The following is a 22,548-nucleotide window of genomic DNA, read 5'->3' on the forward strand; positions in this document are numbered from 1 at the left end:
GACGCCCATTTGCAGATTTGGGTGTCGGTATTTTTTCACCTCTGATCGTGTCCTTGACAGCGAAATCGGTAAAACGCAAAACGAATACTTGACAAATATCCCGCGTTCATTTATTGAGAACGGATACGATAAAGTGAGTAATATATGCAGACATGGGAGTTAATCGCCAGTGGCCGTGTTCAGGGTGTCGGCTTTCGCTTTTTCGTGTTTCAGCTTGCACTGGCACACGGAATTTTCGGCTATGCCCAGAACCTTGCAGACGGAACCGTGAAGATCATCGCCAGTGGCAATGAGCCCGCTATTGCGGATTTTTGCCAGAGCGTGAAACTCGGAAACCGGCATGTGCAGGTGATTGATTTGCATAAAATGAAACTGGATAGCGCTGAAGAATATCATGATTTTAAAATTAAATAGAACCCAGAAAGACATGGGGATGCGAAGCACTCCACCGGCAATGAAGCCAAAGCTTTGGCTAATGGCTTTGCTCGTTTTGATCTTGCCGCTATTGATGGCGGCAGAATATCAGACGCATACCGTCAAAAAAGGGGATACTCTCTATGCCCTCAGCAAGAAATACGGCGTCAGCATCGATCAGATCAAAAAGCTAAATAACATGCAAAGGGATAATCTGGCGCTGAATCAAAGGCTCAAAATCAAAGAGATCAAACCCGCTCCCAAACCTGCTGCCAGACCGGCTCTAAAACCGGTCACTCCCGAAACCATTGCCGCTCCTCCTCCGATCACAATCCCGGAAAGAGTGCCTGAAACCCCGATCCCAAGCCCACCCGTAATTTCAACCGAGATAAGACCTGTCGAACCAAGCGGCGAGCCCACAGACTGGCGCAAGATCCGCCTCCCCGAAGATTATTATCACACCGTTGTGGCGCAGGACAATCTCTTTCGCATCTCCCAAAACAACAATATCACCACCAAAGATGTCCTTGCGTGGAACGGGTTTGAAAACCTCCAGCACGTGATTCGTCCCGGAGACAAGATCATCATCAAAGACCCCCGCAACTACAAACTTCCACCTGTTCCCGAAACTTCGATCCCGGCTCAGACACAGATATCAGCCTCCACCAGCGCGGCTCCCGATACCCTCATCATCCAAAGAATCTATGTGGTTCAGCCCAAAGACACGCTCTATCGCATCGCCACCAACAACGGGATCACGGTGGATGAGCTGAAACGGATGAACAATCTTAGCACAAATGACATCAAGGTGGGCCAACGCATATATCTTGCCGGTACTCCACCAGCCGGCTCTGCTGTTTTTACTGGCACACCCTTGACCGAACAGGAGATGGAAACCAAAGGCAGCATCAGAAGCGATCTGATTATGCCCGTTGAGGGAAAAGTGATCTCCGAATACGGATTGCGCAACGGACGCCCCCACAAGGGAATAGACATCGGCGCCAAATCCGGCACACCCATTCATGCCGTGTTGGACGGAACCGTCGTCTTTTCCGGCAATCAGGGAAATTATGGCAAGGTGGTCGTGCTCGAGCATCCGGACTTTGTGATGACCGTCTATGCCCATAACGAATCCAACGTCGTGAACGTCGGCGAAGTGGTCAAACAGGGTCAAATGATTGCAAACTTGGGCTCCACCGGCAATGCCTCAGGCCCTCATCTGCATTTTGAATATCGCATCAAGGGCAAGGCGATCAATCCGCGCAAGGTGTTGCCGCTTAATTAGTTATATGGTCAACAGAAAGAGATGAAGAGTGAAAACGTTTTTTCCGATAAGGCACTGCAAAACTATCTGAAGGATATCTCCAAATTTCGCATCCTCACCCGTGAGGAAGAGCATGAATTGGGCATCCGTGCCCGTGATGGGGATCCCGATGCAATGGATAAATTGGTGCAGTCGAACCTCAAGTTTGTGGTCAAGATCGCCTCCCGCTACCAAAATCGCGGTCTTTCACTATCGGAACTGATCAGCGAAGGCAATATCGGTCTGATCAAAGCGATCGAAAAGTTCGATCCGAACAAGGATATCAAACTGATCTCCTATGCAATATGGTGGATCAGACAACGTATCATGCTTGCGGTATCCGAAAAAAGCTCTCTGATCCGCGTTCCTTTGGGAAAAACCAGCTCCGCCCATCGCATCAAAGCGACTTCGGAAAGGATCTTCGCAGAGACCGGAGAAACGGCTTCCAGCGAGGAACTGAGTGAAAAGATGAAGATCACCGAAAAATCGATCAATCAGCTCAAAGATCAGATCATCGAAACGACCTCTTTTGACGAAATACTCCAATCCGCTGACCATCAGGAGTTTACTACCAAAGACATCTTGGAGGACAAGGAACAGATTGATCCGCAAAGACTTTACTACCGTGAACGCATCCATGAACGCATCCACAGAGCGATCGACAAACTGGACGCGCGCGAAGCTGATATCATCCGCACCTACTTTGGTCTGGACGGCGAAACCCAGGCGCAAAACTTTGCCCAAATCGCCGAAAAAATTGGGCTCTCCCGCGAACGGGTGCGCCAAATCCAAAAGGAGGCGCTCAAAAAGATGATCGCCGAATTGCGTCCCGAAGAGGACGCCCTTGTGGACGAATTCATTGAAAAATATATCTATTGAGGAGAGGGCATGTTTGAAAGTTTCGCTGCCATGATAGAACATGTGAAGCAGGGCAAACGCGGCACCGTCGTGATTGCCGCTGCGCAAACAGAATCCGTGCTGGACGCGGCAATTCTCGCAAAACGCGAAAACCTGGCGGACTGCCTGTTGGTGGGCGACAAAGCCAGGATCATCGAACTACTGGAAAAGATGTCTCCCGGAGATTCCGGGGCTTTTGAGATCATCGACACCGGCGCGGACTTGATCAATGCTGCCAAAGTCAGTGTCCAACTCGTCCGCGAAGGCAAGGGGGATCTCATCCTCAAAGGCAAAACGGACACCTCAATCCTCCTCAAAGCCGTGCTGGACAAGGATAAGGGACTGCGCGTCAGCGAAGTCATATCCGATGTGCTTGCCTATGAACATCCCAGCGGGATCAAACTCATGAGCGACGGCGGCATCAACATCCTACCGGGACTAAGCGAGAAGATCGCCATCGTCAAAAACGCCATTCAGGCGGCGCACGCGATGGGCAATCCCAAACCGCTGGTGGCACTGCTTTCCGCCGTGGAAGCCGTGAATCCCAAAATGCTCTCAACTATGGACGCAGCGCTGATCTCCAAGATGAACGAACGCGGTCAGATCACCGGTTGCATCATCGAAGGACCTCTGGCTTTTGACAATGCCGTCGATCTCGAAGCTGCACGCACCAAGGGAATCGTCTCTCCCGTCGCGGGATTGGCGGACATCCTCATCGTGCCGAATATCGAAGCCGGAAACATCTTCGGCAAGGCTCTCACTTATTATTGTAAATACCGCGTCGCCCACGTCGTGATGGGCACCAAAGTCCCGATCCTGATTCCCTCAAGAGCCGATGACGGAGAGACGAAGATGCTCTGCATGGCGATGGGTCTGGCATGCATGACCAGATAGATGAACCTGCGCATATACCAGATCGGCAAGACCAAAGAAGATTGGCTGAAAGCAGGAATCGACGAATATCTCAAGCGCTTGGGCGCTTTTCTGAAAGTGGAAATAATCGAACTCCCGGACGTCAGTCTGAAAAGCACTGGGTGCGCAGACATCGTCAAAGCCCGCGAAACGCAAAATGTTCTTAAACGTATCAGCCCGGACGAGTATCTGATTTTGCTCGATGAAAGCGGTGTGCAGAAATCTTCGCTTGAGTTTTCCCGATATCTGACTAACTTATATGAAAGGAAGTCCGTCGTTTTTGTAATCGGTGGCGTGTTTGGCACGGATAATGCTCTCAAACAGCGTGCCGACTTGATCTTGAGCCTTTCCGCGATGACGTTTACGCATCAGATGGTGAGGCTGGTCTTGATCGAGCAGATCTATCGGGCGATGATGATTTCACATAATCGTAACTATCATATTTAACAATGAGGTGACTTGATGCCAACGATAATAATGAATGCCGCAGCGGGCGATTTGCAGCAGTCTGTCCTGATCATGATTCAGGGCATGGCGGGGATCTTCTTTTTCATGACCCTGTTTTACTTGCTGATCTATGGCTTGGAACAGATTTTCAAAGATCGGAAAGCCCGATGAAACGCGCGCTGATTTTTGCCTTGGCGCTGATCGTATTTGGCTCTCTGGGAGCGGAATTCAGGGTGCTCGAAAACAGCGGCAACCGCCTGCTGATCGAGTTTCGCCTTGATGAATACCGCGTCCTCGATCAAGGGAAATATACTCACATCGAGATCGCCGGAATGGCATATCCCACGCTTCCCGGAGCTCCGCTGATCCCCGATACCGAGATCAAGATCGGCATCCCACCGGCAGGAATGCTCCGAGCTGAAGTTATCAGCCGTCAGGAAGAATCCGTCATGCTGAAAAAGCGTTTGCAGCCCGTACCGTTGATCCGGGACCGCAATGGCATCTCTGAGTATGAATACAACATCGATGAAGCGCTTTATCTTCCTGCCGAGCAATCGCTTATCCAGTCCTTGGACGCTGTGGTCTATCGTGGTCATGGATTCATCCCCCTGCGCATCAGCCCTTTCAGGCTTTTGGGCGGGAATATACTTCGGGTGACCAAACAGGCGATCATCAGCGTGCAAATCGATGGCAACGTCAACCTCCGCAATGAGATACGCCCAGACCAGTTGACGGATATCCTGCTTGGCAATCTGATCAATCCAGAGCAAGCAAGATATTGGCGCAGCGAAACCCGCACCCAGATCAACTTTGCGGATTTTTCCGCCGCGGATTATTGGGTGCGGCTGGAAACCGATCGTGACGGCATGTTTCGCATCAACCCCTCGCAGCTCAGTTCATTGCCGCTCAATGATATAGATCCGCGCACCTTCCGTTTATTCACTACCGGAGGAGGGCTGGCGAGCTTCACCATCGTGACCCCCGGAGTCGAATTTAAAGAAGTGCCGATCATCGTTGCCGGCGAAGACGATGGAAACTTCGATCCCGCCGACTACATAGTTTTTTATGGCACCTCCCGCGATGGAGTGCAGAAGAATCTATCCCTGCAAAGCAATCCCACCTATTTCAACCCCTATTCGCAAAACACCGTTTACTGGCTCACTTTCGGCGGTTCTTTCGGCAATCTTCCCTTGAGAATGCAGAGCCTGCCGGTGCAAAGCAGTTGGACGGATCAGACCTCCACTCATAGGGAACAATTCAGGCTGGAAACTGAGACGCACCGGCGTTCGCAGCTTGGTTTCATCTGGTTTATGACCCGCTTTTTTGGCAACAACACCGCCGAATACGAGTTTCAAGTCCCTTTGTCCGACGTGAGTGCCGGCGTTGCGCAGACCCTCACATTTTCACTCCAACAGGAAGCCGTAAACATCGATACCTTATCCCATAATATCAATGTTTTGATCAACGGAGTGCCTGTGGTGAGGGACCTTGTTTCCGGTTCGATCACATTCACCTGGCGCGGCACGGGAGAATATCTTTTCAACCGCTCCGTCACAGGTTTCGTGAGCGGAAACAACACCCTGCGCATCAGAGTGATCCGTACATTAACGGACAACCTGTATCTGAACTATATCACGCTTGACCACACGCGTGGGATACATAAGAGCGCCGGGCAATATCTCGCCAACCGTCACGCCAGTTTCCCCGGGCAAGACATCCGCTACAACGTTAGCGGAAACCTCTCCGGCGCAACGGTATATCGGATCAACAGCTTTTCCGAGGTGATCCGTGTGCCGATTCAGACCAGCGGCTCTGAGCAGTATTTTGTTGCGGCTGGAAACACTTCCGCCAAGTTTGCCATCAGCACGATGACTGAGCTTTATACTCCGCTCAACATCAGCGTTTTCAACCCCACGGATCTGACCAATAATCCTCCTCAGATCGACAACATCATCATCGCTCCGGACGAGTATCTCTCCCAGGCGCAAATTCTTGCCGATCTGTATCTATCCACTTACAACATCCGCAGCAAAGTGGTGAAACAGAACGACATATTTAATCAATTTAATGGCGGACACCCCGATCCCACTGCGATCCGACAGTTTATGCGCTATGTCTATCATTGTTACCCCGCGCCGAAGGTTACTTCGTTGACGCTGATGGGCTTGGGCACGATCGATTGGCGCAACTTTTCCAATCAGGCGGCGGCAAAGAACAAGATCATCGTCTATCAGCGCGGAGAGATCGCTTCGGACGACTATTTCGCGATGATCAACTCCTCCTACTACCCGGAAATAGCGGTCGGCAGATACCCGGTGCGCAATACCAACGAGCTTTCCAACATGATCAACAACTACATCAATTATACCTCCAATCCCCAGCCAGGCTGGTGGCGAAACTCGATGGTCATATTGGGCGACGATCTATTTAACGGCAGCACCGGTTCATACGAAAATATCCATTCTCGTCAGGTGCAGTGGGCTGCAAACGTGATTAACCCCGGAGTCCTTGTGGACAAGATATTTGCCTGGGAGTATGAATATGACGAGTTTCAAAACAAGCCAGGTGCGCGAGATGACATGATTTCCGCGCTCAACGAAGGACGCCTCGTGTGGTATTATATTGGTCACGGATCTTATGACAAACTCGGCGCGGAGGACTATTTCGACGGCGCCACGGACATGGGCAGATTTGCCAATCCGAATAAACTGTCGTTCTTTATGGCAGCTTCCTGCAAGGTCTCGCATTTCGATTATTGGGGATTTGAGAGCCTTGGACAGAAAGTGGTGCTGCTCAACAATTTGGGCTCGATCGCTTCCTTTTCCGCCACCCGGATCAGCTCTCCCTATTACAACGGTCCGATGATGGAACGGGTCTTGAAAAGCATGGTAAACAATCGCAATCCGGTGGGCTATGCGATCATGGACGCCAAGATCAATTACACCCCAAATAACGATAACGATGCCACATACGTGCTGCTTGGGGATCCCACTTTGCGCATCATTCCGCCCCAAAGAGACAGCCTGATGACGGTGCAAGTACTTGATACAAAGGATGGAAACGCTCTTCAATCCAGGCAACGAGCCTCCGTATCCGGTTCCTTCAATCCCTCGCTGATCGATGGTGTGGCAGATATCCGTGTTTTTGATACGGACACCGCATACAGCTTGGATTCCCAGACGCATATCACTCACCGCGGCAATACCTTATACAAAGGAAGCATTACGGTGACCGGCGGAAGCTACAATGCCGGATTCATCGTTCCAGACGATGTTTCCACTGGAAATTCCGGCAGGATCGTTTCCTATATCTGGGACGCGCAAAACAAGCGGGACTATGTGAATTACTATCATCCGCTGGCGCTTTCCGATCAGGCGGTGGCTGCTGTGAATGAAGCTCCTCCAGCGATTAATCTCTTTCTGGGAAGCTATGACTTCCGCGAGGGTGATACTGTGGGCACCAATCCCACACTTTATGCCAGGATAGCGGATGACAACGGAATCAACATCACCGGCAGCGCCGGACGCCACATCCTATTGGTGATCGACAATTCCTTGCAACCGATCCCGGTCACAAAGTATTTTGGCTATGACCGCGATTCCTATACCATGGGGACTCTCACCTATCCCCTGACCGGGCTTTCGGAAGGCATGCACACAGTGCAGGTGATCGCTTTCGACAACTTTAACCTACCCTCCGTTGCCAGCACCAGTTTCGTAATCAAAAAAACCGGCGAGCTCTATATCGAGCGCCTGCTGATCTATCCCAATCCGGTCGCAAAAGACGGAAACATCACCTTCATCCTCTCTCTGGACGGCGAAGTGGAGATCGGCATCTTCACCATCACGGGAAAACGTATCCGCAACATCAAAGCCAATGGCAGACAAGGCTTTAACAGCATCTATTGGGATGGCAGAGACAAAGGGGGAAACTATCCCTCAAACAATACCTATTTCGTCAAAGTAAGCGCCAAAGCCGGCAACAAAAAGACCGAAAAGACCGAGCGATTGGTGATCTATAAATAAAGGGAAGTGCATGCTAATTTACAATACCGCAAGCCGCAAAAAAGAAACATTCAAGCCCATCGAAGATGGCAAAGTGAAACTCTATGCCTGCGGACCCACCGTCTATGATTATTTTCATATCGGCAACGCCCGCGCCTTTTTGGTCTTCGACGTCGTGCGCCGCTATTTCGAATGGCGCGGTTTTGATGTGACCTATGTGCAAAACATCACCGATATCGAGGATAAAATCATCGCCCAGTCAATCGAAGAAAATGAGGATTATGCCAGGATTACGAACAAATACACCGAAGCCTTTCTCCAAGACTGCATCGCCCTTGGCATCAAGCCACCGCATTATCAACCCCGGGCAACTGAGGAAACCGATGCCATCATCAAACTGATCGAAGCCCTCGTCCAACGCGGCTATGCCTATGAGGCTCAGGGAGATGTCTATTTTGATACCACCGCCCTGCCCCAATATGGCTCCCTCTCCGGGAAGAAGATCGAAGAGCAAATGGTGGGCGCCCGAGTGGCGGAAAATAAAAATAAGAAAAACCCCGCGGACTTCACGCTCTGGAAAAACAGCAAAACCGGAGAACCATATTGGCACAGCCCGTGGGGAGATGGACGTCCAGGCTGGCACAGCGAGTGTGTCGTGATGAGCCAAAAGTATCTGGGACAGACCTTTGACATCCACGGCGGCGGCAACGACCTGATCTTTCCACACCATGAAAACGAACTCGCGCAGGCACTGGCGATCAGCGGCAGACCTTTGGCGAACTATTGGATGCACAACGGTTTCCTCAATATCGAAGGCGAAAAGATGAGCAAGAGCCTGGACAATTTTTACACCGCGCGGGACATCCTCAAGAAGCACAGCGCGGAAGCGATCCGTTTCTTCTTTCTTTCCAAACACTACCGCAGTCCAATCGATTTTAACCGCGGGCTGATTGAGGAATCCGAACGCGCGGTCAAAAATTTCTATGACGCCCTAAAAGCTATAGATTACAGTAGCTTCGTAGAATCCGAGATAGAAGTGACCGGCATAATGTTGAATACTTTTGAAGAGGAATTCATTGAAGCGATGGATGATGACTTCAACAGCGCCAGAGCGATATCGGTCTTGTTTGGATTGACTTCCATAATCAAAAACCAGAGCTTGGAAAGCTCACAACGTCAACAGTCGGCAGTCCTGCTCGTCCGTCTGGGGGGAGCTTTGGGATTTTTCCAACACCTGACTGAACGGCTGGCGGATAAAACGCCAAACCTCTCCAAACAACTGATTGAAATCATCCTCGAGTATCGCAAACAAGCCCGAGCGGACAAGAATTGGGCGCTTTCAGACAAGATCAGAGACGATCTTGCCCTGCTTTCAATAGAAATAAAAGACACAAAGGACGGATGCACTTGGAGCATCAGGGATTAATAATGAACATACAAGGCAAACCCAACAAGAAAATCCTCTTGCTGCTGATCGTTTTGGTGATCAGCGCCGCCATCTTCATCTGGTTGAAAGTGAGCAGCGTGGAACTCGACAACCCCGAAAGCATCGCCTATGACAAAACGGGCGACCGCTTTCTGATCTCAAACACCGGCGGACGGAGCATCGTGAGCATGGACAGCACCGGAGCGCTCAGCACCTTTCTCAAGGGCGGCATGCAAGCTCCGCGCGGGATCATGATTGTCTCACCATTCCTCTATGTGGCTGACAACAAACAAGTTCACGTGATCGACATTCCCACCCAGAAGATATCTCAATCCATACCGATCGAAGGCGCTGCGATGCTAAACGACATCGAAATCGATAAAAACGGCTTGCTCTATCTCACCGATACCAAGGCACATTACCTCTTTATCCTCGATCCTGCCACCAAGAAAGTGGAGAAATTCACTGCCCCGCAGCTCAACTCTCCCAACGGCATTGTCTATGACCGTCCCCGCAACCAGATGTTCATTGTTTGCAACAGCATGCATTCGTCGATTCTGAGTTTCGACACCATCAACCGCACTTTCTCCATCTTCAAGGATACGATCTATTCAAATCTGGACGGCATCGCCATCGACGACCTCGGGCGGATCTATTTCTCATCTTGGCAGGAAAACGCCATCTATATGATCCCCCAGGAGCAAAACCGGTTTATCCTCTTTAAAAGAGACATGCCCGCCGCCGCGGATATGATCTATCATCTACCCACCAACGAATTGATCGTCCCGCTCTTCAATAAAAACAGGATTGTGCGCATCCCTCTCGACTGATAGGGACTCGATGAGCGAAAAACCATCTTTCATCCGCTTCGCGGGAGACACCGTAATCAAGTCCTTCAACGAAGCGGTTCTTTTTTACCGCGAATTAACTGTCTATCAGAGACATTTACCGGCTACACCAAAGCTGCTCGGATTCGTCGAACCACTTGAAATCGTGCTGGAAAGAATCTCTGGAATCCCCTACACTGATGATCCCGATGGTTTCGACTCCGCTTTGTTGGCTAAACGGATCGCTGCTTTTCATTTGAGCTCCTTTGATGGAGATAAATGCCTATGCCACATAGACAACCAACCGAAAAACATCCTCTATGACGGAAATGATTATTACTTGATCGATTTCTCCGACAGCAGGTTCGAAACTCCGGAGTATGACCTCAGCCACCTGATGCTGTTTTGGGCGGATATGTTTGAGCCTGCGCGAATGCAATCTCTTGTTGGACAATTTTTAAGTGAGTATCAGAAACTTGCTTCTCTGGATTCTGACCGATGGGAAAGCTGCCTGCGGCAAAACATCCTCCGTTTCGATGAGCGGAGGGCGCAATATAACAAGAAGCCCCCTTTATTAACTATCGAAATGATCAGCGAGAATCGGGACTATCTCTTCGGAACGAAAGGATCAACCCTGCAATAAGTTAGTGTTGGGTTTTGAAAACTTCTCTCACAATGTCGAATAAAGCGTATAATTGCCTATTGGGATGCCGATCTCAGAATCGGCTGTGGCGTAAAATGGAATTTCCCACCACCACGCTGGACATGGCTTACCGCAGGCTGGAATCAGCACTAAAAAGGCTACCCGCATTTTTCCTTTCCGTGCTCTCTGTGCTTTATGTTTCCACTCTCCTATCCAGAGCTATCATCTCTGCCATGATGGAAACGGCAATCTCGTAGGGCGTTTGCGAGCCGATGGGCAAACCAATGGGAGCGTGGACTTTGCTGAGCAATTCCTCAGAGATGCCCTTGTCTTTTAGATTGGCAAAGGTCTGCGCCACTTTTTGTTTGCTGCCGATCATGCCCAGATAGGCATATTCCTTGTCCAGACAAAACTCCAGCACTCCTTTATCGTGCACGTGCCCGTGGGTCATGATTACGATATGGGCATTGTGGTCGAAAACGATCGCCACGTCCAGATGTTCATAGTCGTTTAAATATGCGGCGTCACACATGTCTTCGGCGAGGGATTCTATGATCTCCTTGCGGTTGTCGATCAGCGAAACCTGAAAGCCGCAAAGCTTTGCCAGATGACCCAAAGCTCTTCCACAATGCCCGGCGCCGATCACAAATAGTTTCTTTACCTGATAGAGGGGCTCGATAAATACGGTAACGATTCCCCCGCAAATCATGGCAGTGGGTGTCTCTTCCGGATCTTTGACCCCTTCGCCGGTATCGGAGAGCAGAAATGTCCTGACTATTGGCTTTTCCGGCTTTTCCTTCCGAGTGAAATTGATGATGTAATGCTCCATCTCTCCGCCGCCGAGATTGCCAAATTCATCATCATAGAGGGGGATGATCATTTTCATACCGGATCTGGCAGGTGTGGAACCCTGTACCTTAACGATCAGCGCCTGCCACATCAAGCAGGATTTTTGATTGAGTTCATATAGTCTGGTATAATAGTCCTTGTTATTCATTGAGGAGCTCCTTTAAATTTATCAGATATTTGGTTATTACAAACGAGATGATATGCCATAGCCGCGAAAGCGACCCCCACATTCAGAGAATTCTTCCATCCCTGCACCGGCAGGTAAAGATAATCATCACAGACCTTCAACACATCATCGGAGATTCCGAGAGCTTCGTTGCCGATGATCAATGCCATTGGCAGCGAAGGTTCAAAATCATACACCGAGGTCGCGCCGGAAATCGTTTCCAAAGCGCAAATGCGGCAGCCATCCGCTTTGGCAGACAAAACAGCCGCAGTGGCGGTATCAAACTGACGCCAATTCACGCTTTCGCAGGTATCGCGCGAGGTCTTATTCATGGCGCGATGATCCGGCGTCGGCGTTATGCCGCAAAGCCATAACTCCTTGACAGCCAAACATTCCGCCGTGCGGAAAATGGAGCCGACGTTGAAAACGCTGCGCAGATTGTCCAGAATCACGATGATCTGCCTTGACGCGGGAAAAATGAGTTCGGAGCGTTTAATCTGACCGTCGGTTTTGACCACGGAAAAATCCTGATCTCGCACCTCGTCCTTCAGCCAGGGATGGATCAAACGCAGGATTTTGTGCAGGTCATTGGTTTGCCTCAGCTTTTCCGCCAGCGGGAAAAACTCCTCCCCATCGTGGTTTTCCATCAATCCGATGCACTCTATGAGGTGCTGCTTGATCTCAGAGCGTACGTCATCTTTGGAAAGAGCCGTTTCCAGAGCTTGGATCAGCTTCAATACCGCTTTCCGTTGGCGTTCGGGGACGAAGCGGTTAAATTTGTTTTGATGGTAGTGGTCAAGGCTTTTCATAGTCAAGCAGCTCTATCAATCTGGCAGCGGCAATCAGGTTTTCGGCGATAAAATCCGGCTTGTATTCCCAGTCTTGCATGTTATCCGTCATTTCCTTGATGCCGTTTCCGCTCATCAGGAGGATAGTAGTCAGGCCCGCTTTTTTGCCGAATGCGATATCCGAGTAGCGGTCTCCGATCATCCAGGAGGCACGGGTCTCGAATCCGAATTCATCCTTCGCACGCAGAAACATACCCAAGCCCGGTTTGCGGTCTTCGTGCCGGACATTATATGGTTTCACACTGCCGGTCTCGAAATATGGCGAGAAATAGATCTTGTCCAGCGCAAGATCATGCTCGCCAAGCAGTTGCTGGAGCTTGTCGTGCACTTTATTCAATTCCTCGATGCCAAAATAGCCTCTGGCGATTCCGGATTGATTGGTGACGAGAAAGAGCAGATAACCCTTTTTCTTCAGGATCGCAAGCGCCTCAGGAGTATATGGATAGAGGGAATATCCTGCTGGATCGGAGATATACCCATAGTCATCCGGACTGAGACATCCGTCCCGGTCGAGAAACACCGCTTTTTTAATATCTTTTGCTGTCACGAGTTTGAAACCTCAGAGCGTCCGGCAGGACGGTATTGAAGAGCACGATGCGATATTCCCAGAATTCGTTGCGGCGGGTATAAGAGACGTCCAGCTTCCAGCAATGCAGGCTGCGCGAGATCTTCAGGCTCTGGGACAGCATGTCCATCTTTTTGACATTGTAGTAATTACCATAGCTCATCGACCAGTTGTCGGTCAGTTTAAATGAGGCATCAAAACGCAGGTTGTTTGCGGTTGGTTCAAAGATATCCTCCGCGGCAAAGATATCTTGAGAGATCGAGACGCGCCAGTTATCCGAAGATTCCCCCGCGACAAGTTCTTCTGCGATCTGCTGCAGGCTGTCCGGTTGTTCATAAGGATCGAATATGCGGTTCTTGGGACGCACAAAGTATTTCTTGTATGGTGCCGAACCACTGATGCTAAAGCTTTGGGAAAAATACTGATTGCGCATCTTCAGGTCGTCCCATAGAAGCGCGTATGGATCTTGGGAAAAGCTGATCTGAGAGGAGTAACCCAAGCTCAATCCCTTGAACAGCAGCTCGGTGCCCTGCACTTTGAAATTTCCCAAAGCGAAGGAGCCGGGCTTGAAAGACAGCGTGTGGGAGATCAGTCCAAATTGCTTTTCGTCCTTGAGCACATTCGCTGAAGCGCGCGACGTGAAGCCTAAAACATCGTTGATCTTGCGTTCCCCGCCTTTGCCCATGAATTTGATCTGCCATTTCTGATCCAGCGAGAGATTGAGGTTTGCCGCTTCGTTTCCGGAATTGATACCGATCCCGCCAAAGCTGAAGAACCGGCTATTCTCTCTCAAATCAGGATTATAGGAAATGCCGATCGAAGGCGTCAAAATATGTCGGACGGAGCGCACCTTCCAAGCCGGGAAATTGCTCATCCCATAAATATTGAAATTGGCACTGGCATAGGCGGAATAGTCATAGCCACGCACCCACTGTTCATCATTTTTGTCGCGGTCATACCAGCTTTCACCATAGTCCAGTCCCTGCCTCATGTTCAACCACCCCAGCACTTTCCAGTTGTAGGAAAGCCCTACGCGATGCTTGATCCCAAGGTTGTGCCGCACGAGGAAACTTGTGCTGTCGGCAGGATCGGGCACGTTGTCCCAGATGATATCATTCAAGCCGGGACGCGGATCGCGCACTTCGCCGGTGTGGTCCAATCGGACGCTGTAGTTGTAGCCAAGATTGCTCCACCATGAGTCCGGACTTCTTTCCGGATTGATGAAAAGCTCATAGACCGGGCGCGGCGGCATCGAAAACGTTGCGCTGGGCAAGGTGATTGACACCCGGTCGTTGATCAGATCCTGGGTATAGATAGCGCCAACATTGAGGTATGAGCTGAGTAGCGGTTTGCGGTAGGACATCGATGAAGTGAGCCTCTGGGCAAGGCTTTCGTCAATAATAGCGCTGCTTTCCCAGATGCGCTTGTTGCTGACGAAGTCCAAGTTCATATCAAAGGTCGCTTTCTCCCCCATTTCGTGATGGTGATTGGCTCTCAGAGACCAGTCATAATAGGTTTGCAGTGGATCAACACGTTTTTGATAGGATAGATTCACGCCTCCGGAAAACAGATAGCGGCGGAGATACTGAGAGGAAAAACGCGTCCGCCAGCCGGTTCTTTCCATCAGATCGAGGCTGAGGATGAGGTCTGCATAATCTTTGTAGGGAAAATACCAGGATATATCGCGCAGGAATTTGCCATCCACGTTGTTGTAGCCCGGCTCTGGAATCAGAAATCCGGGGTGTCTGCCGCGCTTGATCGAGATCGTCATAAAGGGGAAATAGAACACCGGAAAGTGGTTCACCAAGGCAATGACCGGCTTGCCGACGATCTTGTCCCCACGATAGATCCTCAGTTGTTTCGCGCTGAACCAAAAATCCGGCTCCGCGTGTTCGCAGGTCGTGAAAGTACCATCGTCAATGTCATAAATATCCGTGTCCACTTTGCGGATCGTCTCACCGCCATAATAGTTCTTTTCGATGCGTGAGACTCCATCCTTCATCCTTCCGGTCTGGCTCCGAACATCATAAGCGACATCCGTTCCCAAAAGGATCTGATCCCCGTCCCGCATCACTGTCCAGCCATAACTGTATGCCTGTTCTGTCTTTAGGTCGATGAATATGGAATCAGCGCTGATGGTGGAATCCTGATAAAGGATGCCCGTATTGCCATAAAGATAGATCCGTTCCTCGCTATAGTGATAGGCGATGCTGTCTGCCGAATAGAAAAGCGAGTCCATCTTGGCATCGACATCCAGGCTGTCTCCTATCTCCGTCAAAGATACAGCTCCGCTTTCGGCAGGAGCTTGCGCGTAAAGCACAAGCATGCTTGCCAGCAGCAGAATCAGAATAGCAAGATAGATATTTTTCATGTTGTTATGATAATTTCCTGAGCTTACACACATATTTTAATCTTGCGCTGCTGTCAAGAGTTTTGCGTCGGCATTATCGAAATTGACACGTAGCGCAGCATGCCGATGCTGCGGATGGAGAAAAAAATAAAGACTAATCATGTATAGTTAGCTGGATAACCCTCCAGATATGTTCAAAGAAAGTGGAAAAAGAAACTGCCCCGAAATCAGAGAACAATTAATCAAAAAAAAATACCCAAATAATTACCCCCCCAATCCTCTAATCCTTGAGTGTGCAACGTATCTCGCGCTCCACCACTCGGGAAGGCTGATAGGATATGAGAGTTTATCGCAATTTCAGCAGTCGATGCAGTTGCAATTGCAGCCGGGCGGAGACCCCATCTCTCAGCATCCATTCTACCAGAGTTTCGGCAGGGAGGACGCTGAGCACCGGAGAAAAGAGGATGATGTTGTCTTTACACGAGTTGCGGTCGAGAAAATCACGCGCGAAACGATAGTCGTCATAGCAGGTGATCACAAACTTGAGCTCGTCGGAAGGATTCAGGAGTTTGAGATTCCATTTCATGAAGCTGGCGCCGAAACCGCTGCCGGGGGTCTTGACATCGAGGATCTTTTTCACGTAGGAGGGCACATCGCCGAGGTAGATCGAGCCGTTGGTTTCCAACATGATCCGGTATTCTTGGGTGTGGAGTGTTTCCATCAGACTGATGCATTCGTCTTGCAGCATCGGTTCACCGCCGGTGATTTCCACAAGTTTGCATGGGTATTTCGCGATCTCGATGAGGATTTCGGTGATGGATATTTCTCTACCCTCTGCAAAAGCGTATTTGGTATCGCAATAGCTGCAATCCAGGTTGCACCCGCTGAGACGGATGAAGATGCAGGGCATGCCGGAGAAGGTGCTTTCTCCCTGCAGGCTGTAAAATATCTCACATATATTCAGATTCGCGCTCAAATCCGGCAACCTCATCAAAAAGGCAGATAGGGGAAATCCTTGTGATAGCCGAGCACTGCATCGATGTAGTTGTTGATCTTGATGGGATCGCCCAGCACAAATTTATCTCTGTTGCCGACTTTAAAGAAGCTATAATCCGCATCGCTCACAGCCAGTAGCTCCAGCCAGTCCGCATCCCCGAAGATGGGGATTCCGTCCAGCATCAGATAGCGGATGGAGGTGGCTTCAATAGTAAGTAGATTTTCAAAGGGGTCGTTGTCATTGGCGTCCACAAGCAAGAGGTTTCTGGTATGTTTAGGGTTTAGGCAGGCGTATTCGCGCGGGAGCATCAAGGCTTTGACTGCGTTTTCCGTGACCATTTTGAAGAGGAGATTGCCCTTGATAGAAGGAAAATGTTCCCTGATCTTATGGAATTCCGCGATCAGATTGACGCCGCCGGACATGGTGGAATCCGTTCCGATGCAGACGTTTGCGTTGTGCCTGAAGGCGGATTCGATATCCATGGTCTTGCCGATCAGATAATAGTTTGAAGTGGGACACCAGCAGATCGAGGCACCGACACAAGCGATCTTTTTGATCTCTTCTCCGGAAAAGGCGATGCCGTGGATCATCAGGGTGTTTGGTTTCAGGAGATCAAGCTGCATGAGCTTGGCAAATTCGCCGTGAGTAATCTCGTCCACCCCTTCGCCAAGATGGATGATGAACGGCATCCTTCCCTGGGTGAGTTTCATTTCCTTGATCGCGTCTTCGCCTCCCCACCAGTTTCCAAGCGTCAGAGAATGGCACTGGCGATAGTTGTCGTCCACCTTGATCGGAAACCCCCGATAATACTCTTTTCCCTGCACCGGAGCGTGATCCTGAACGATGCCGCAGCCAGAGAAAAGATTCTTGTAGGATCCCAAAAGCGCGAGTTTGTATGCGGCTGGTTCCTGCAATATAAATGATCCATCGTTGATCCAGAATAGATTACGCTCATGGTAGCTGACTGAATCCTTCATGTCCTCCACCCAGATATGCGAATTCGGATAGGGTCGATTTTCCCCGGCGCGGGGAACCCAGTTGCCGATCAAATGGTCATGGGAATTGATCAGCGGGGTGTAGGCAACGGTCTCTTCGAGCGCAAGTTTCCTATCGGAACCGTTATTGGGATGCCGAATTCCGATTCGGCTGTGGGTAACGGTCTTTTCGAGCGCAAGCTCCCTATCGGAACCGGATCGCGTCGCAAGCTGAAGATGCAAATCAATCCTGTGCTCCACCCGATCAGAACTGATAACGCTGATCGCAGGTTTGATAATCATTAGCGGAGTTCTTTCACCCTTTTTATTAGTTTCGGGAGTATCTCAAAGAGATCGCCAACGATCCCCAGATCCGCGGCTTTGAAGATCGGCGCGTCCGGATCTTTGTTGATCGCAACGATATAATCCGCGGAAGACATTCCTGCCAGATGCTGGATGGCACCGGAGATTCCCGCGGCGATGTAGATATTTGGTTTGACCGTCTTACCGGTCTGCCCCACCTGATGCGAATAGGGTATCCATTCTGCATCCACGGCAGCGCGTGAAGCTCCGGCAGCTCCGCTGAGGGCTTCAGCCAAATCTTCGATCATGACAAAATTCTTTGCTTCCTTCATGCCTCTGCCCCCGGAAACGATGACGTTCGCCTCGGTGATATTGACCAACGTGGTTTTTTCCTTTTCAAAACCAAGCCAGCAGCTCACTTCTTCGTCGAAATCAAAGACGACTTGTTCGCGGATGACGATTCCGGAAAGGGAATCGTCGCGCGGCATGGGATTCATCACTTTGTGACGCACAGTCGCCATTTGTGGACGGTGGTTTGAGGTGACGATGGTCGCCATGATGTTCCCTCCGAAAGCGGGACGGGTCTGCAACAGGTTTCCGCCTTCGGAATCAAATTCAAGACCGGTGCAATCCGCAGTCAAGCCTGTATGCAGATGCACCGCCACGCGCGGAATGAAGGATCTACCGATGACAGTCGCTCCGGCTAAGATGATGGAAGGCTTGTATTTGAGCGCCATCTCGGTGAGCGCTTTGGCAAAACGCTCGTCTCTGAAATGTTTGAGCTCGGGATCGTCCACTTCGATCACCTGATCGGCACCGTAGGCGATCAATTCTGAGGAAAGGCTTTCGATCCCGCAGCCAAAAACGACTGCGCTGAGCTCTTCGCCCATCTGATCTGCAAGATCGCGTCCTTTGCCAAGCAGTTCAAATACCACCGGAGCTATGATGCCATCCTTTTGTTCGGCGAAGACCCAGATGCCGGAATAGTCGTTTTTATCTATCTGAACGGCTTCTTTCTTGCGGATCAGGATCGCGTCGAAGGGGCAGGAACCAACGCAGGCTCCGCATAACACGCATTTATCGAGGTCAATTATAGCAAGTTTGTCCACTACTGTGATCGCTTCATAGGCACAGGCACGAATGCAAACTCCGCATCCCACGCATTTCTGGTCTAAAACTTCAATCATACATCATTCTCCTCAATCTACAACATTTGGTCTTCAGATTCTTGTCAAGCGCAAAATGGAATTCACCGGTTTTTTTATCATGGATTCCTACGCATGAATATCCGCGACGGCTCAACTATTCGTTCAATAAACCCAATCAATTTGCCGATAGAACACAGATGACGCGGATCGTTATGATCTGTATGATCATTGAAATCTGAATCGAAACAACCCGTTCACCTGTTCACCTGCATATATAAAGAATATAGATTTTTAAATGAGTGATAGCCGATGGCATGATCCGGCCACGCCATTGAAAGTGATGAATTTACTGATGACTACCGGGGTGAGAATCCCGACGGTTAAACTTCAGTCACCAAGGAAAGATTTTATGGTCTTTATGAATCCCTCTGTGTTCACGAAATAATTATTGGGGTTGGCTTTGAGATACATCTTCGCCATCGTTAATTGAGTTTGTGTCTTATTGTTTTCTACTTGCTTGCCTTTTTTAGTATTGGGGTTTGTATCGCATTTCGAAGCTTTGATAATGTCGTTGAAATAAACACCGTCAACGAAAGCTATGAAGTGAACGCCGTTCTCAGAATGGCTGATTCGGTGAATATCTTAACATCCAATTCTGTTTGTTCATTTTCAATGTGACCATCCACTGCGTTAATGGCTTTCTCCAGAATTGCTCTTGCTGTTTTGTAATCAAGCCTGCGTCTTCGAATTCCTGATTTTGTATTTCCCTTGAATGGTGAAAGTAAAATGTCTGCTGTATTTTCTCTATAGAGCTTCAAGATCGCATTGCTTTGCTCCACAATGTCTCTAAGCTTGCGATCATTATAGTGCTTTATGGACACTAAAGTTATTAATCTTGAGCTTTCTTTGATTCCTCTTCTATCGTAATCCAACTCATTATCAAGCATGAATTCTATAGGCTTCTGGGGATCTGTCGTATCGACTGCTCGAATAGCTATTCTGCCGCTAAGGTCATTAAATCTCATTTTCACGGAATTGTTCGGTTCAAGCCTCTGACGTTCCAAATCAGATAATCTGCTGATGAAGCTGCCGTTTTTATACACGAGTATTTTATCTTGCTCTTTCTTAACATCGTCAAAACAAACAACACAGATGGGATTTTCTGTGTCAAAAAAAGGGTTGTCTTCCAGAACGGTTATGTTATGCACTCTATTTTTTTGAAAGCTGCTGTTGATAAATGTTTCGGGTATTAAAGCAACTACATATCCACAGGTATTTAGACAATTATTTAGGGCAATTTGGTAAACATCGTCATATTTGGAGTTCTTAAAGTACTGTTTTACGGTTTGTTGAAGATTCATGCGCTTAGCGCTATAATTCGTAAGATAGGGGGGATTTGTCACAATGATGGCATCAGCTACTGGAGGGATATTTATTAGGCTGTCATTATACTCCCATGGCAATGTTCTGTCTATGTCAAGACCCTTGATTTTGGAGACGTTGCCAATTCCAAGTACTTGCTGCAGCAAGTCCCCATTTCCAGCAAAGGGGTCATACGCTGTTGATGCCCCTGTCATAGATATAAAGTCTATGATATGTGGTTTTAACCACACATCATTTCTGGTGAAATACTGGCCGAGGGCTCTTTTATTCCGCCCATAGGCTGTCCCGCTGCACAATATATCGCTCAACATGTGAGACGATCACCTATCATTACTTTGCGGTTTGTTATCATCGTATTTCCATATTTCCTTGCATCAATTTCTACTTTCGGGACATCTGTCAGTTGATTAGTCTCATGTCAAGCTAAATCGGACTGGATTTGGCGATTTGCAGGCAGCCCTTTTTCGATGAGTTAGTTTTCGACTATCGCGGAGGGAGGACTTACCTGAAGGATTTTGCAGCCGAAAAATGACTTGGGTGAGAAGGGAAATGCACGTGAACATGTTTGCCGAGGATGCTTCCCGCCGGCATTAAGTCATATCTTGGATTCCTGCGTAAGAATATTCGAGACGGCTCAGCTATTTCTTCAATAAACCCAATCAATTTGCCTATAGAACACAGATGACGCGGATCGTTATGATCATAATGATCATTGAAATCTAAGGCGAAACAACTCGTTCTCCGGTTCATTTGTTCACCCGTTCACTTCGCAGGATCGGCATCCTGCGGGACATCTTCCCCCTTAGCAATACGGAAGCAATACGGACTCATTACGGACTAAGTCCGTATTGACTCCGTAATGCTCACGGGAGAGAAGGTATATTGAAAGATTTGAGAGATGAGATAAACACAGAGGAAAGCAGAGTATAAGCGGAGCAAGAGCAGAGAGATGAGAGATTCGGAGATGAATTTCACCACAGAGAATCAGAGAGATCAGAGAAGAGAGTTGAGAGGTGTTTGGCTCCCGCGCCAAAGGAACCTTTAAAGCGGGCTCTGACATAGATCTTGCCATCAAAGGCGAGGAGCTCGATACCCGGGGACATGATTTCCATATCCGTGGCTCTGGACGCTCTGGAACTTCCCTGGACAATCGATCTGATCAGCTTTCACACCATCACCGACACCGCACTCATCGAGCATATCAACCGTTGTGGGATATCCATCGGGTGATATCGCTTTGCATAATACCTATTGACGTTTCCAAAGCGCTCAAAATGATGACATCATAAACAACAACAGGTGAAAATACATGAAGAATATCCTGATAATAATCGTCCTTTGCCTTTCCGCCGCGGGTCTTTGCGCCCAGAGGGGTCTCTTTGGCATCTCCTTTGACCAACATCTCAACAGCGCGGATTCCATCATGGTGCAGCAAGGCTTTATCGCCCAATCCGTCGATGGCGCCATGGTTAAATACTATTCTGATTACAATGATCTCATCGATGCCGTGGTGCTCTTTGTCAATCCTGAAAACGAAAAAATCGTCGGTTGGTTCGTCAAATATGATCCCAAGAATGGCGAGGAAAAAGATAAATTCGTGGTTGACCGCATGTATGAAATGCACGGAGATCCAGCGCACTTTGATCCCGAAACCCAGCAACTGATCTGGGTTTTGAATCCAGCCCGCAGCATCCATCTGATGTATGTGAACGGAGGCAGCCTCACCATCCTCTATCGCGATTCGGATTATGAGAAACTTTTCCTGATCAAGAAATTGTAACACGCTACAGGCACTGATCCTCAAGGCGGCAAAGGATTGAGGGGCGGCATGGCAACGTTTCAAAGCTGCTTTTCCACCGGTTCGCATTTCTTTTCTGTAAAAAGTTCATTTTTCTCTTGACTGCATTGGCGTTGTCAAATATCATTCGTTTATATCATAAATACTTAATAGGACTCCATAGAAAAAAGTCCATGCTTGACACGAATAGTATCTAAATAAATGATGAGAAATTACTTGACAGAATCAGCATCAGTAATACATTGGCATCATATTAGATAAGCATATATGGAGTTACTGATGTTTAGAGAGAAT

The 22,548-nt window shown here is 49.1% G+C and carries 21 protein-coding genes; 12 read left to right on the forward strand and 9 right to left on the reverse strand.

Annotated elements, in window-relative coordinates; translation table 11 throughout:
* The first annotated feature begins 144 nt into the window (after positions 1 to 144).
* The 10 genes from Q8M98_07510 to Q8M98_07555 are packed head-to-tail and all read left to right on the forward strand — an operon-like array spanning position 145 to position 10,873.
* Entirely contained in the window at positions 145 to 414 is a 270-nt protein-coding gene (locus Q8M98_07510) for an acylphosphatase (GenBank protein ID MDP3114610.1), read from the forward strand.
* Positions 395 to 1,699, forward strand: a complete 1,305-nt coding sequence (locus Q8M98_07515) for a LysM peptidoglycan-binding domain-containing protein (protein MDP3114611.1) — start codon at positions 395 to 397, stop codon at positions 1,697 to 1,699. Before Q8M98_07510 ends, Q8M98_07515 begins: the two co-directional genes overlap by 20 nt.
* A gap of 21 nt (positions 1,700 to 1,720) precedes the next feature.
* On the forward strand, positions 1,721 to 2,596 hold the full coding sequence (locus Q8M98_07520; GenBank protein ID MDP3114612.1) for an RNA polymerase sigma factor RpoD/SigA: 876 nt from the start codon (positions 1,721 to 1,723) through the stop codon (positions 2,594 to 2,596).
* Positions 2,597 to 2,605: 9 nt separating this feature from the next.
* The gene (locus Q8M98_07525; protein MDP3114613.1) at positions 2,606 to 3,508 is read left to right on the forward strand and encodes a bifunctional enoyl-CoA hydratase/phosphate acetyltransferase; all 903 of its coding nucleotides are present in this window, start codon (positions 2,606 to 2,608) and stop codon (positions 3,506 to 3,508) included.
* The gene (locus Q8M98_07530; protein ID MDP3114614.1) at positions 3,509 to 3,973 is read left to right on the forward strand and encodes a 23S rRNA (pseudouridine(1915)-N(3))-methyltransferase RlmH; all 465 of its coding nucleotides are present in this window, start codon (positions 3,509 to 3,511) and stop codon (positions 3,971 to 3,973) included.
* 15 nt (positions 3,974 to 3,988) lie between these two features.
* Positions 3,989 to 4,144 carry an OadG-related small transporter subunit gene (locus Q8M98_07535; GenBank protein MDP3114615.1) on the forward strand — a complete coding sequence of 52 codons (156 nt, stop codon included), beginning with the start codon at positions 3,989 to 3,991 and terminating at the stop codon, positions 4,142 to 4,144.
* Positions 4,141 to 7,998 (forward strand): type IX secretion system sortase PorU, encoded by a 3,858-nt coding sequence (gene porU / locus Q8M98_07540; GenBank protein ID MDP3114616.1) that lies wholly within the window; start codon positions 4,141 to 4,143, stop codon positions 7,996 to 7,998. The genes Q8M98_07535 and porU overlap by 4 nt, the downstream gene beginning before the upstream one ends.
* Before the next feature lie 10 nt (positions 7,999 to 8,008).
* Entirely contained in the window at positions 8,009 to 9,403 is a 1,395-nt protein-coding gene (gene cysS / locus Q8M98_07545) for a cysteine--tRNA ligase (protein MDP3114617.1), read from the forward strand.
* A 2-nt stretch (positions 9,404 to 9,405) separates the two neighbouring features.
* Positions 9,406 to 10,233: an SMP-30/gluconolactonase/LRE family protein gene (locus Q8M98_07550; protein MDP3114618.1), complete on the forward strand. Its 828-nt coding sequence runs from the start codon at positions 9,406 to 9,408 to the stop codon at positions 10,231 to 10,233.
* A 10-nt stretch (positions 10,234 to 10,243) separates the two neighbouring features.
* Positions 10,244 to 10,873 (forward strand): phosphotransferase, encoded by a 630-nt coding sequence (locus tag Q8M98_07555; GenBank protein MDP3114619.1) that lies wholly within the window; start codon positions 10,244 to 10,246, stop codon positions 10,871 to 10,873.
* Between the two features lie 193 nt (positions 10,874 to 11,066).
* Here Q8M98_07555 and Q8M98_07560 read toward each other — a convergent pair whose 3' ends face one another.
* The 9 genes from Q8M98_07560 to Q8M98_07600 form a co-directional block, all read right to left on the reverse strand.
* Positions 11,067 to 11,870: an XdhC/CoxI family protein gene (locus Q8M98_07560; protein ID MDP3114620.1), complete on the reverse strand. Its 804-nt coding sequence runs from the start codon at positions 11,868 to 11,870 to the stop codon at positions 11,067 to 11,069.
* A complete protein-coding gene (locus Q8M98_07565) occupies positions 11,867 to 12,697 on the reverse strand; it encodes an RNA methyltransferase (protein MDP3114621.1) in 831 nt (276 codons plus the stop codon). Before Q8M98_07565 ends, Q8M98_07560 begins: the two co-directional genes overlap by 4 nt.
* On the reverse strand, positions 12,684 to 13,283 hold the full coding sequence (locus tag Q8M98_07570; protein MDP3114622.1) for an HAD family hydrolase: 600 nt from the start codon (positions 13,281 to 13,283) through the stop codon (positions 12,684 to 12,686). Before Q8M98_07570 ends, Q8M98_07565 begins: the two co-directional genes overlap by 14 nt.
* Positions 13,264 to 15,672, reverse strand: a complete 2,409-nt coding sequence (locus Q8M98_07575) for a putative LPS assembly protein LptD (GenBank protein ID MDP3114623.1) — start codon at positions 15,670 to 15,672, stop codon at positions 13,264 to 13,266. Before Q8M98_07575 ends, Q8M98_07570 begins: the two co-directional genes overlap by 20 nt.
* A gap of 325 nt (positions 15,673 to 15,997) precedes the next feature.
* Positions 15,998 to 16,627, reverse strand: coding sequence for a radical SAM protein (locus tag Q8M98_07580; protein MDP3114624.1), 630 nt, complete (start codon positions 16,625 to 16,627; stop codon positions 15,998 to 16,000).
* A gap of 14 nt (positions 16,628 to 16,641) precedes the next feature.
* Positions 16,642 to 17,925: an amidohydrolase family protein gene (locus Q8M98_07585; GenBank protein MDP3114625.1), complete on the reverse strand. Its 1,284-nt coding sequence runs from the start codon at positions 17,923 to 17,925 to the stop codon at positions 16,642 to 16,644.
* Positions 17,925 to 19,112 (reverse strand): electron transfer flavoprotein subunit alpha, encoded by a 1,188-nt coding sequence (locus Q8M98_07590; GenBank protein MDP3114626.1) that lies wholly within the window; start codon positions 19,110 to 19,112, stop codon positions 17,925 to 17,927. The genes Q8M98_07585 and Q8M98_07590 overlap by 1 nt, the downstream gene beginning before the upstream one ends.
* Positions 19,113 to 19,669: 557 nt before the next feature.
* Complete coding sequence (locus Q8M98_07595; GenBank protein ID MDP3114627.1) at positions 19,670 to 20,767, reverse strand: hypothetical protein; 1,098 nt, start codon at positions 20,765 to 20,767, stop codon at positions 19,670 to 19,672.
* Between the two features lie 660 nt (positions 20,768 to 21,427).
* A complete protein-coding gene (locus tag Q8M98_07600; GenBank protein MDP3114628.1) occupies positions 21,428 to 21,559 on the reverse strand; it encodes a hypothetical protein in 132 nt (43 codons plus the stop codon).
* Here Q8M98_07600 and Q8M98_07605 point away from each other — a divergent pair.
* Positions 21,558 to 21,686, forward strand: coding sequence for a hypothetical protein (locus tag Q8M98_07605; protein ID MDP3114629.1), 129 nt, complete (start codon positions 21,558 to 21,560; stop codon positions 21,684 to 21,686). The two genes, Q8M98_07600 and Q8M98_07605, sit on opposite strands and share 2 nt — an antisense overlap.
* Positions 21,687 to 21,765: 79 nt before the next feature.
* Complete coding sequence (locus Q8M98_07610) at positions 21,766 to 22,236, forward strand: hypothetical protein (GenBank protein ID MDP3114630.1); 471 nt, start codon at positions 21,766 to 21,768, stop codon at positions 22,234 to 22,236.
* Positions 22,237 to 22,548: the final 312 nt, after the last annotated feature.

This window comes from Candidatus Cloacimonadaceae bacterium (genome assembly GCA_030693415.1).
GTDB lineage: Bacteria > Cloacimonadota > Cloacimonadia > Cloacimonadales > Cloacimonadaceae > JAUYAR01.

Bases quoted from the DNA above. Each gene is read 5' to 3' on its own strand.
- Q8M98_07510 (MDP3114610.1), top strand. From the start codon at position 145: ATGCAGACATGGGAGTTAATCGCCAGTGGCCGTGTTCAGGGTGTCGGC.
- Q8M98_07515 (MDP3114611.1), top strand. From the start codon at position 395: ATGATTTTAAAATTAAATAGAACCCAGAAAGACATGGGGATGCGAAGC.
- Q8M98_07520 (MDP3114612.1), top strand. From the start codon at position 1,721: ATGAAGAGTGAAAACGTTTTTTCCGATAAGGCACTGCAAAACTATCTG.
- Q8M98_07525 (MDP3114613.1), top strand. From the start codon at position 2,606: ATGTTTGAAAGTTTCGCTGCCATGATAGAACATGTGAAGCAGGGCAAA.
- Q8M98_07530 (MDP3114614.1), top strand. From the start codon at position 3,509: ATGAACCTGCGCATATACCAGATCGGCAAGACCAAAGAAGATTGGCTG.
- Q8M98_07535 (MDP3114615.1), top strand. From the start codon at position 3,989: ATGCCAACGATAATAATGAATGCCGCAGCGGGCGATTTGCAGCAGTCT.
- porU (MDP3114616.1), top strand. From the start codon at position 4,141: ATGAAACGCGCGCTGATTTTTGCCTTGGCGCTGATCGTATTTGGCTCT.
- cysS (MDP3114617.1), top strand. From the start codon at position 8,009: ATGCTAATTTACAATACCGCAAGCCGCAAAAAAGAAACATTCAAGCCC.
- Q8M98_07550 (MDP3114618.1), top strand. From the start codon at position 9,406: ATGAACATACAAGGCAAACCCAACAAGAAAATCCTCTTGCTGCTGATC.
- Q8M98_07555 (MDP3114619.1), top strand. From the start codon at position 10,244: ATGAGCGAAAAACCATCTTTCATCCGCTTCGCGGGAGACACCGTAATC.
- Q8M98_07560 (MDP3114620.1), bottom strand. From the start codon at position 11,870: ATGAATAACAAGGACTATTATACCAGACTATATGAACTCAATCAAAAA.
- Q8M98_07565 (MDP3114621.1), bottom strand. From the start codon at position 12,697: ATGAAAAGCCTTGACCACTACCATCAAAACAAATTTAACCGCTTCGTC.
- Q8M98_07575 (MDP3114623.1), bottom strand. From the start codon at position 15,672: ATGAAAAATATCTATCTTGCTATTCTGATTCTGCTGCTGGCAAGCATG.
- Q8M98_07585 (MDP3114625.1), bottom strand. From the start codon at position 17,925: ATGATTATCAAACCTGCGATCAGCGTTATCAGTTCTGATCGGGTGGAG.
- Q8M98_07590 (MDP3114626.1), bottom strand. From the start codon at position 19,112: ATGATTGAAGTTTTAGACCAGAAATGCGTGGGATGCGGAGTTTGCATT.
- Q8M98_07595 (MDP3114627.1), bottom strand. From the start codon at position 20,767: ATGTTGAGCGATATATTGTGCAGCGGGACAGCCTATGGGCGGAATAAA.
- Q8M98_07605 (MDP3114629.1), top strand. From the start codon at position 21,558: ATGATTTCCATATCCGTGGCTCTGGACGCTCTGGAACTTCCCTGGACA.
- Q8M98_07600 (MDP3114628.1), bottom strand. From the start codon at position 21,559: ATGTCCCCGGGTATCGAGCTCCTCGCCTTTGATGGCAAGATCTATGTC.
- Q8M98_07610 (MDP3114630.1), top strand. From the start codon at position 21,766: ATGAAGAATATCCTGATAATAATCGTCCTTTGCCTTTCCGCCGCGGGT.